This is a genomic window from Nostoc sp. T09 (assembly GCF_002154695.1).
Lineage (GTDB): Bacteria > Cyanobacteriota > Cyanobacteriia > Cyanobacteriales > Nostocaceae > Aulosira.
This window is the reverse complement of the sequence record NZ_MTAV01000256.1, coordinates 1-10,894: the sequence shown is the minus strand read 5'-3', so window position 1 is coordinate 10,894 and position 10,894 is coordinate 1. Positions and strand designations below refer to the sequence as shown.

General features: G+C 42.8%; 8 protein-coding genes. 4 read left to right on the top strand and 4 right to left on the bottom strand.

Annotated features, from left to right (window positions below; all coding sequences use genetic code 11):
• Positions 1-260: 260 nt before the first annotated feature.
• Positions 261-2,360 carry a hydantoinase/oxoprolinase family protein gene (locus BV372_RS34090; RefSeq protein ID WP_086691840.1) on the bottom strand — a complete coding sequence of 700 codons (2,100 nt, stop codon included), beginning with the start codon at positions 2,358-2,360 and terminating at the stop codon, positions 261-263.
• A 152-nt stretch (positions 2,361-2,512) separates the two neighbouring features.
• On the opposite strand from BV372_RS34090, the gene BV372_RS34085 reads away from it, so the two are divergent.
• A complete protein-coding gene (locus BV372_RS34085) occupies positions 2,513-3,082 on the top strand; it encodes a hypothetical protein (protein WP_086691837.1) in 570 nt (189 codons plus the stop codon).
• A 72-nt stretch (positions 3,083-3,154) separates the two neighbouring features.
• Here BV372_RS34085 and BV372_RS34080 read toward each other — a convergent pair whose 3' ends face one another.
• On the bottom strand, positions 3,155-5,431 hold the full coding sequence (locus BV372_RS34080; protein ID WP_086691834.1) for a bifunctional (p)ppGpp synthetase/guanosine-3',5'-bis(diphosphate) 3'-pyrophosphohydrolase: 2,277 nt from the start codon (positions 5,429-5,431) through the stop codon (positions 3,155-3,157).
• A gap of 296 nt (positions 5,432-5,727) precedes the next feature.
• Between BV372_RS34080 and patD the strand changes: the two genes are divergently transcribed.
• On the top strand, positions 5,728-6,129 hold the full coding sequence (gene patD / locus BV372_RS34075; protein WP_086691831.1) for a heterocyst frequency control protein PatD: 402 nt from the start codon (positions 5,728-5,730) through the stop codon (positions 6,127-6,129).
• Positions 6,130-6,541: 412 nt separating this feature from the next.
• Here patD and BV372_RS34070 read toward each other — a convergent pair whose 3' ends face one another.
• On the bottom strand, positions 6,542-7,153 hold the full coding sequence (locus BV372_RS34070) for a TetR/AcrR family transcriptional regulator (RefSeq protein WP_086691828.1): 612 nt from the start codon (positions 7,151-7,153) through the stop codon (positions 6,542-6,544).
• 177 nt (positions 7,154-7,330) lie between these two features.
• Here BV372_RS34070 and BV372_RS34065 point away from each other — a divergent pair, with 177 nt between their 5' ends.
• Positions 7,331-8,740, top strand: coding sequence for an HlyD family secretion protein (locus BV372_RS34065; protein WP_086691825.1), 1,410 nt, complete (start codon positions 7,331-7,333; stop codon positions 8,738-8,740).
• Complete coding sequence (locus tag BV372_RS34060) at positions 8,724-10,313, top strand: DHA2 family efflux MFS transporter permease subunit (protein WP_086691822.1); 1,590 nt, start codon at positions 8,724-8,726, stop codon at positions 10,311-10,313. Before BV372_RS34065 ends, BV372_RS34060 begins: the two co-directional genes overlap by 17 nt.
• A gap of 117 nt (positions 10,314-10,430) precedes the next feature.
• On the opposite strand, the gene BV372_RS34055 is transcribed toward BV372_RS34060, so the two are convergent.
• Positions 10,431-10,688 (bottom strand): EF-hand domain-containing protein, encoded by a 258-nt coding sequence (locus BV372_RS34055; protein WP_256973627.1) that lies wholly within the window; start codon positions 10,686-10,688, stop codon positions 10,431-10,433.
• Between the last annotated feature and the right edge of the window lie 206 nt (positions 10,689-10,894).

The following is a 10,894-nucleotide window of genomic DNA, read 5'->3' as shown; positions in this document are numbered from 1 at the left end:
AAGTATTTGGCTGTGACTTTAGACACTTATTGATCCCCCCTACCCCCCTTAAAAAGGGGGAAATAGAATTAAAGTCCCCCTTTTTAAGGGGGATTTAGGGGGATCTAAAAGTATTTGCTACATCATCGAGGACTTTTCAAACAACCTCTTATGCCATAGGCTAACGCACCTTGATTGTTGATGATACGTTGCGCTGCGTGACAACACGTCCTACTTTAAAAGTTATACTCTAAAATTTCTGCTAAAACTTCATAAATTAATCAATTTTTAAACTGCAAAATTAAATGATTGCGTTCAGTTAATTTTGCTTTCCAGTTAGGTTCAACTACAATCGTACTAATTTTTTCAACAATAATCGCCGGACCGCTAATAGTATCTTCTGGCTGTAAATCTTCCCGTCGATATACTGGTGTATCATGCCATTGCTCGGCAGCAAACATTCTGACTATTTCAACAAATTTAGGAAGTTCATCTAACGGACGGGTACGAGTAGTTAAGGATTCTTCGGGAGTATCCATTTTTTGGATTACTTCCACTGAGGCAGATTCAACAATTAAGCTTTTTTCTAATTGAATAAAACCGTAGCGAGATTTATGTTCAGTCTCAAAATTTTCTCGCATGACTGTTACATTCGATGTGAAATCAACGGTCAATGTTGAGTTAGTCCCCTCATATTTTAGATTTAATTTTCGGATTACTTCTTGTTGATTACTATCTTCATAGTCACTGAGTTCAGTTCTCGCTTGAATTACTAAACTCTCCATTACCTGTTGCAATTGCGGAATTAATGCTGAAGTTAAAGGCTGTTCTACTCCTTTTTCTCTAATTGCTCTTACATCAGCTAATCCCATTCCATAAGCAGAGAGAACTCCAGCATAAGGGTGAAGAAATATTTTTTTCATCCCTAAAGTATTGGCAATTAAACAAGCAACTTGTCCGCCAGCACCGCCAAAACAACAAAGCACATATTCAGTGACATCATAACCCCGTTGTAGACTGATTTTTTTAATGGCATTTGCCATATTTTCAACAGCGATCGCAATAAATCCAGCGGCTACTTGTTCGGGGGTTCGAGTGTTTCCTGTGACTGTTGCAATATCTTGGGATAATTGTGTAAATTTCTGAACAACAATATCTTTATCTAAAGGTAAATTGCCATTAATACCAAAGACAGAAGGGAAATATTGCGGGTGAATTTTGCCTAACATAACATTAGCATCAGTAACAGCTAATGGTCCGCCACGTCGATAACAAGCAGGGCCGGGATTTGAACCAGCGGATTCTGGCCCGACACGATAACTAGAACCATCAAAAAACAAAATGGAACCGCCGCCAGCCGCAATGGTGTTGATCGCTAATACGGGAACTCGCATTCTAGCGCCAGCAATTTCTGAATCTAATTGTCGTTCATATTCACCTTTAAAATGGGCAACATCTGTACTCGTTCCACCCATATCAAAGGTAATAACTAACTCAAAACCTGCTCTTTTACTAGTTTGTACTGCACCAACGATTCCGCCAGCAGGACCGCTTAAAATGCTATCTTTGCCTTGAAATTGTTCGGCTGCAACTAAACCTCCGTCAGATTTCATAAACATTAATCTTACTCCAGGTAACTGACTAGCTACTTGGTTAACATAGCGCCGCAAAATCGGAGTTAAATAAGCATCTACAACTGTTGTATCGCCTCGGCTAACCAATTTCATTAAAGGGCTAACTTTGTGAGATACTGATATTTGCGTAAATCCAATTTCTTGGGCGAGTTGCTCAACTTGTTCTTCGTGGTGATGATAGCGATCGCTGTGCATAAAAACAATGGCACAACTACGAATTCTTGTGTTGTAAACTGCTTGCAAGTCTTGTTTGACTTGTTCAATGTTTACAGGAATTAATTCTTTACCGTCAGCATCATAGCGTTCGTCTATCTCAATTACCTGTTCATAAAGCATTGTCGGTAAAATGATCTGACGGGCAAAAATATCAGGACGGTTTTGGTAGCCAATCCGCAACGCATCTTTAAACCCTTTGGTGATGAAAAGTGCTACTCTATCCCCTTTTCTTTCTAACAGTGCATTTGTAGCTACTGTTGTCCCCATTTTCACGACTTCTATTACTTCAGTAGGTATAGGTTCATTGCTGCCAAGACCGATAATATCCCGAATTCCTTGGATTGCTGCATCTTGATATTGTTCGGGATTTTCTGAGAGTAATTTATAGACTATAATCCATTCCTGATTAGGCAGAGGCACAATTAAAAAACGTTCGGGATGCCTTAAAAGTCTGTTTATAATTGCCTGATTATTAGTAACAGCGACAATATCTGTGAATGTTCCACCCCGGTCTGCAAAAAATTTTAACATTACTTTGTTTATTTAATTATCTAGAAGTAGGATAACAAGGCAACTGCAAGGATTTCTACTTCTAGTTTGAAATATTTTCTCTGACTAAATATTGAATTTTATTGTACTGTTCGTGGGAATCCTAGAAGTATGACAATCAGGCAAGATATATTATGTTCGACGAAATACTTAACAATCTCAAAGATTTTGTCAGTTCCAAAGTTCAGGAAGTAGGTGAAGAACTAGAAAAACGCTTTGGCGTTCCCGAACCAGCAGGAGAATTTGTGCTGATTCGCAGATTTAGCCCTACAGATTCAACAGTCACAAAAGGAGGAATTGCAATTATCGAAGCTAGCTGGCAAATTGAAGCCTACGATGATAATACTCAACGCCTGATTACGCGTGCAGATCCTCTACGAAATGTCATCTTATTTGAAGTTAGCGAAACCAATTTGCCAGAATGTGTGCTTGCTTGTCGATGTTATGCGAAAGCGTTAAATACAGAAAAGTCAATTCAATTAAGTTTAGGAATCAGCCGGAAAGGACAGTGGGGTACAACCACAAGATATTGGTCTACAGGTATTTCTCCAAGCGAAGATTTTCATCTGTATGAAGCACGCGCACATTTTAAAAAAGAAACGGATTCTGCTAAGGTGCAAATTACCGTGCAATTTGAAAGTAGCGGCATTCTTCAGATTAGAGATATTGAATTGCTACAGGCCCCAGCTAAATCACGCTCCTAATCAAAGAGTCAATTGGTGCGTTACTCGGCGTTAACGCACCCACTGAATAATGTAGGGGCATCAGCGCCCCTACTACTCGTCAATCTGACCAACGCGACGTATATTGAGAATGTCGCTCATCTTTTTAATTTGGATAAACAGATGTTCTAGTTGTGGGCGATCGCGGATATCTATACCCAAGTCCATTAAAGCGGGTTGTCCAATCGCAGTTTTTACCTGAGCATAGCGGACGTTGATCCCCTGGTCGCTTAAACGAGACAAAATATCTTTTAAAACCCCCACGCGATCAAGCGCTTCAATCTGCACATTCACTGGGTAGCTATGAGGACGAGAGCTATTTTCTGCTGCTGCGTTCCAGCTTACTGGTACTAGACGCTCATACTCTACGCTTTCGAGATTATTACACCCTTGGCGATGAATCGAAATTCCCTTGCCCCTTGTGACTACGCCGATAATTGGTTCGCCAGGAATTGGAGTACAACACCCAGCCAGATGATACACCAAACCTTCAACCCCAAGAATTGGCGAATCAGTGGAGCGTGAATAATTTGTAGGTGCGTCTCGCAAAGCTTTTGCTGTTGCTGCTGACTCTTTTGGCAAATATGGAGGTGCAACAACCATAGGTTGTTGTGCTTTCACTACCTCTCGCCAACGGTTCAGCACCAGATTCAGGGTAATTTCACCGTAACCTAAACCTGCGAGTAAATCTTCTACGCTGTGGTAGTTACATTTTTCGGCTACACTCTGCATTGCATCTGATTTCAGCAGACTCTCAAAACCAGTTTTACCAAGTTCTTTTTCTAATAATTCTCGACCACGAGCAACATTTTCTTCCCGGCGCGATCGCTTGTACCATTGTTTAATTCGATATTTGGCTGCGGAAGTTCTGACAAAGTTCAACCAATCTAAACTAGGGTGGCTGTTCTTGTGGGTCATGATTTCCACAATATCGCCATTGTGCAATCGTGTTGACAGTGGCACCATCCGCCCATTTACCTTGGTTCCTGCACAGTGGTTCCCCACTTCTGTATGAATGCGATAAGCAAAATCTACACTAGTAGAACCAGGACTTAAAGGTACAACATCACCCTTGGGGGTAAAGACATAAACATCATCTTCAAATAAATTATCTTTGACGCTATCTAGATACTCTTGAGCATCCTTTAAATCACTTTGCCATTCCAACAATTGCCGCAACCAAGTAAACTTTTCATCTGTTGCAGTTAAATGGCTGTTGTTAGAACTACCAGTTTCTTTATATTTCCAATGAGCTGCAATTCCATACTCAGCAATATGGTGCATTTCCATCGTGCGGATTTGCACTTCTAAAGGACGACCAGTCAACCCAATTACGCCAGTATGCAAAGACTGGTAACGGTTCGGTTTTGGTAGCCCAATATAATCTTTAAATCTACCAGGAATTGGACGAAAGGCATCATGAACCACTGCTAAAGCACGGTAGCATTCTTCATTGGTCTCAACAATAATCCGCAACGCTGCTAAATCATAAATTTCATGAAATTCTTTTTGCTGTCGTTGCATCTTTTGGTAAATACTATAAAGGTGCTTTGGACGGCCGCTGATATCGAGGCATTTAATTCCAGTTTGTTGCAAGCGATCGCGCAAAATTGCCGTAGCCTTTGCTAATTTCTCTTCCCGTGATGTCCGTTTTTCGGAAACATGCTCTTGAATTTGCCGAAAAGCATCCGGCTCTAAATATTTAAACGATAAATCTTCTAATTCCCATTTCAAATGCCAGATCCCTAAACGATTGGCTAAGGGAGCAAAAATATCTCGTGTTTCTTGAGCAATGCCACGGCGTTTTTCATCTGGCATAAATTGTAAAGTTCGCATATTATGCAGACGGTCTGCCAACTTCACCACGATGACTCGGATATCTTGTGCCATTGCCAAAAACATCCGCCGGAAGTTTTCTGCTTGACTTTCTTTTTTGCTTTTGAAATTTATTTTAGAAAGTTTGGTGACACCTTCGACTAATTGCCGTACTTCTGGACCAAAAAGCTCTTCTATTTGTTCAATTGTGATATCTGTATCTTCGACTACATCATGGAGAAATCCAGCTGCTATCATAGCAGGACTACCTCCTAAGTCACGCAGTAATCCAGCTACAGCAACAGGATGACAAATGTATGGTTCGCCTGATTTGCGGTATTGTCCCTGATGCAGTTTATAAGCAAATTCAAATGCCCGACATATTAAAGTTGCATCATTATACCTTCGGAGATTTTCCGCATCATCGCCACTACTTCCTGATGACTGGATGAAGCATTTCTTGAGCCATTCCGGAAGAGGAACATCAACTGAGGAATTGAGAACTATAGTGCTCATACAAAGGGGACTAGAGGTGATCTGTGGATAAGTTCAAAGAAGGGCAAAACTAACAGCTTCGTCGGTAGAAAATGCTAATGCCCAAAGACCCTTAGATAAAGTCATGTGAGGATGATTCCTTAATTGTCTATGGTAATCATCCAGTGAGAGTTTCAAGCTTCATCATTCCGTAAATATATTGCTGGCAAATGAAGCCTCAAAGCATGATTTGAGGCTTCTAGTTCTAAAAAGAGCTTAAGAAAGTTTATTGTAGAAGAAAAATTACTTGACATTAATACTATCTTAACTAGCACTGGATGTCTCTAAATAAAGATCATTATCAGGTATTTGCGAGCTTGCTAGAGCAATTACGCTCTGATGTTACAAATACCCAACTCAATGCAACCGAACTGCGGCAGCGTTTAGCCTCCTTAAAGCAATTTTTTGGGCAGCAGATTGTACCGTTGAGCGAGGTAGACTCGCGGGAGCGCGAAGTCCGAGCGGAGGCTTCCTCTGATCGGAACTTCGCAAGAGAGCAGTCTTATCGAACAGAGATGAGCAAACAGTTGCGCCTGTTGGAAATTGACATAATGTTTTTCCAAGGCGCAAGGCAAGAATCTACTGCACAAGCGAGACTGCAAACAATTAGAGATCGCTTGACTACTCTCATCCGATATTGTGATGCTATCCTGCGACCAGAAGATACAGGGGAAAAATAATTCTTAGTTCCCTTTTTTTCTGTTTCTTTATCATCCCACCTAAAACTGATTGTTGACAGCTATTTTGGCAACAAGTTCTACAATCAGTTAATATCCAGACTGAGCAGTGAGATCCTGTGGTGCCTCTAGCAAGAGCGATCGTTAGAACTCAGACAAAAATGCGGGAAAGTTTTACTTACTCTTATATCATTTCCTGATGATATAAATCTGGAATTCTTATCTGTAAAGTTTTTAGGAAAACTCATACCTTATGGGCAAATGCTGCCAAAGCGAGCTAATATTTTTCTCTATAAAAAGTATATAAGCATCTAGCTTGATTTTGGAAAAAACGAGCTATTCCTATACCGCCCTTTTTTTCCCTGTGTTTACCAGAAGGTTCACAAATCAAATAGGAGTGCTATTACAGTTCAGGTTAGCCAAATTTGGTTAATTGGCCTGTACCAATACCTTGAAGCAGAAGATTGATTGTCCGGCGCATATAAGTTTCTACTGGTTCGGCTGTAGGTTTAAAGATGATTGCGTAATAGAGTGACCCACTCAGGAGGTCAAAGATGAGATCGACATCGGCATTTTCTTGAATTTCGCCTCTAGACTTTGCCCGTTGCAGAACTTTGGCAAAAGACTCGCGGCGGGGCATAGTATATTTTGTCCAATAAACTTGGGCAAATTGAGGATTGCTAGATGCAGTACTGATAATTAAGGCCAGTGTCTGACGACCAAGCGGACTCAGGATTTTTTTCGCCGCATTCTCGATCGCAATATCCATATCTCCCCAGAAACTCCCTGTATCTGGGATCGTTAAATCTGCCCTGAGACTTTCAATTGCATCTGCAACTAGTTCTTCTTTAGAAGTGTAACGCCGATAGATGGTAGTTTTCCCAACGCCGGCGCGGGAAGCGATCGCTTCTATACTCATGCCTTGATATCCCACTTCCGCTAGTAGATCCAAGGTCGCTTGGAGAATAGCCTGGTCAGCATGGATACTACGTGGGCGTCCAGTAGGGCTATTGATCTGCTTACTCATAAAAACATCATCCCTAAGCTAGGACATCTTGGCAATTTAACGCAAATTTTCTCAACCTCAAACGCCCTTGACCAATTATATACGATACGCTACCGTAGCGTATAGATAAAAAAATACTTTTGACTCTGGCAACGAAAGTTACCTCCTGGGAATAGATAAAGGACGGCATAAATATTGATGAATAAGTATCAATCCGCGAAAGTTGATGTTGATCTCGATCCCCCTACTGATGCTGTCAATGATATCTATGTAGAGCCAGACGATACTCATAACTCTGCGTTTGAGCCTGATGTTGAGCTTGATCCCCCGCCATCTGTTGCTGATCCCGGGCAAAATTCTCGTTTGTGGCAACGGCGCGCCTGGCTACTCGTGCTGGGAGTAATTACCCTAGCAATAGCAACAGTCTTTGGCTGGCGGTGGTGGCAATTCCAGCACACTCATGTCAGTACAGATAATGCTCAGATACAAGGTCATGTTTCTCCGATTGCTGCCAAAATCTCTGCAACCGTGCAGAAAGTGCAGGTGAAGGATGGAGATTATGTCAAAGCCGGACAGCCGCTAATTATCCTAGAAGACCAAGACCTGAATCTGAAAGTTCAACAAGCAGAAGCAAATTTAGCCGCAGCCAAAGCTCAATTGCAAAGCGCGGCGGATACTGAACCCTTAACTAGTCAAACAAATACCGCCCAAATACAGCAGGCGCAAGCGAACTTAGCTGCAAGTGAGTCAGCAGTCAGCGCAGCCAAAGCCGAAGTTAGCCAAGCTCAGGCGTTGGTAGATACTAATCGGGCCAAGGTGGCGCAAGCGCAAACCGAGGTGAATAAAACTCAAGCTGACTTCCGGCGCTATGAAACCTTGTATGCCCAAGGAGCTATTGCCGCCCAGCAACGCGATACAACGCGAGCCGCATGGGAGAATGCTCAAGCAAATCTCACCGCAGCAAAGCAAACTGTGGCTCAAGCCCAAGCTCAGGTGAATAATGCTCATGCTCAGTTACAAAAAGCCTTAGCTCAAGCTGAAGCTGCCAGAGGACAGGTGGCAGAAACCCGGGTTTCTGGGCAGAAAGTTGTAGTGCAAAAGAGCCAAACCAAGCAGGCACAGGCACAGGTTGCACAAGCCGCAGCCGCTTTGGCGCTAGCTCGGCAACAAATTAAATACACCGTTATTCAAGCTCCTCTCAGTGGCTATGTGGGAAAGCTGACAGCGCAAGTCGGACAGAAAGTCGAGAGCGGTCAGCCCATACTCTCGATAGTGCCCTTAGACACTGAGCAAATTTATGTAGATGCCAATTTTAAAGAGACAACCCTAAAAAACTTGTATATCGGAGAGCCAGCAGAAATTGAAGTTGATGCTTATCCTGGTGAAGTTTTTCGGGCTACGGTGGCGGGGATTAGCCCAGCTACAGGATCTAGTTTCGCCCTGCTAGCGCCAGATAATGCCACAGGTAACTTCAATAAAGTAGTGCAGTGGCTACCAGTACGTTTAACTTTTAATCCTGATGCCGATCCCCAACATAAGTTGCGGGCAGGGCTAAGTGTCAAGGTGACAGTAAATACTATTCCAGCTAAATATGGCTACAAACATTAATCGTTCCAATGTTAACCAAGCTGGTTATATCCAGGGGCCCTTAAAGTGGGCGATCGCCTTTTCTGCTGCCCTTGGTGCAATTCTAGAGGTAATTGACACCAGCATTGTCAACGTGGCGCTGACCTCGATGCAAGCCAGCCTAGGGGCAACTGTCAGCGAAATTGGCTGGGTAGTCAGCGGATATGCGATCGCTAACGTCGTGATGATTCCCTTATCTGCTTGGTTGGGAGATTACTTTGGTAAGAAAACTTATTTTATTTTTTCGTTAATTGGCTTTACCGTCGCCTCAGTTGTCTGCGGGCTATCGATTAATCTCCCGATGCTGATTATTTCCCGCATTGCCCAAGGTTTATTTGGTGGGGGATTGCTAGCCAAAGCCCAAGCTATCTTGTTTGAAACCTTTCCCCCCGCCGAACAAGGTTTAGCGCAAGCAGTATTTGGGGTGGGAGTAATTTCTGGCCCAGCAATTGGCCCGACTTTAGGAGGCTTCCTCACCGATGCTTTAGGTTGGCGCTGGATTTTCTTTATTAATATTCCCTTTGGAATCTTGGCTGTAGCGATGTGTTGGATGTTTTTACCCAAAGATAAAGACAATAGTCAGGCACAAAACCAAGCCGTTGATTGGTTGGGGATCGGGTTGTTGGTGATTGCGATTGGCTGTATGCAGACCTTCTTAGAAGAAGGTGAACAAGAAGACTGGTTTTCCTCCGGCTTTATCACCACCTTAGCGATCGGCAGCGTAGTGGGATTGGTACTGTTTATTTGGCAAGAAATGAAAACGCCTCATCCTGCTGTCGATTTGAGAGTATTACATCACCGTTCCTTAGCGGCGGGGAGTGTTTTATCTGCGGTCGTTGGGATGGGATTGTATGGCGCACTATTTGCTGTGCCGATTTTTGCTCAGAGTATTCTGCACTTTACAGCTACCCAGACAGGACTTTTATTGGCTCCTGGTGCTTTAGCATCGGCGATCGTCATGGTGATGCTAGGTAAATTGTCCACCAAAATCGATGCCAGAATTTTAATTGCGATCGGCGGTGTGGGCACAGCTATGGTGATGTTTGATTTGTCAAAACTCACTTCCCAAACTGGAGCCGATGATTTATTTTGGCCCTTGGTCTGGCGTGGGGCTTTTACCGTACTCATGTTTTTGCCTTTAAGTCTGGCAACTTTAGGCCCACTTCCCAAAAAAGATGTTTCAGCAGGCTCTGGCTTTTACAACCTCACTCGACAACTGGGTGGAAGTGTTGGTATTGCCATACTCACTACCTTACTGGACAAACGCGAAGCTTTTCATCGAGCCATCCTATTAGCAAAACTTAGTCCTTATAGCCCAGAAACCAATCAGCGTCTTGACTTACTCACTGGGGCGATGCAAAGTCAAGGTATGGATGCAACCACAGCACATCAACAAGCACTGGCTATACTCAGCCAAACAGTAGATATTCAATCAGCCGTTTTGTCTTTTGCAGACATATTTCGCGTAGTCGGAGTGGCGTTTCTTTGCTCATTGCCTTTGTTACTATTTTTGGGTAAAGGTGGAGCAGGGGCAAAAGCACCAGTCGGTCATTAGGCAATAGGGTTCGGTTGATAGCCCAATAACCCAAAAACCGCACCTTCTATATGGGGATAGGGCGCGATTGTTTGGGGGTGGGAATAGAGTGGGGAAGGATACCCTTGTTTTTGACTGTTAGTTCAAATTTCCAGCTTCCTCAACAACTTTCTTTAACTGTTCAAAGGTGATACTACCGTCTTGATCGCCATACATACCTAACAACTCCTGGGGGCTACTAACGCCTGTTTCTGCTGAGATGATTGCACTTAAGCCTGGGCTTAAAAAAAGCTCGTTTATGGAAACTTTGCCATCTCGATCGGTATCCAAGGTATTAAAAAGAGATTGAAGCTCTTGTTCGGTTGCCATAATTTTTTTGCTCAAAGTAACTAAAATATGAGAGAAAAGGGCTTATTCACTAATGTTCTTAGCAAGAAAAATGTCTAATCTTCTTGCTCACACCCAAAGTTTAGTTTACATCTTAAAATCGTTGATGCCTTCTGCCTATCAACGCGAAAATTTCACCGCCATGTTGGAATTATCCCTCTTCTGTCACTCTCCGGAATAAGCAAGTAGTAAAGAAGCTAAATCATCCAGAAGCA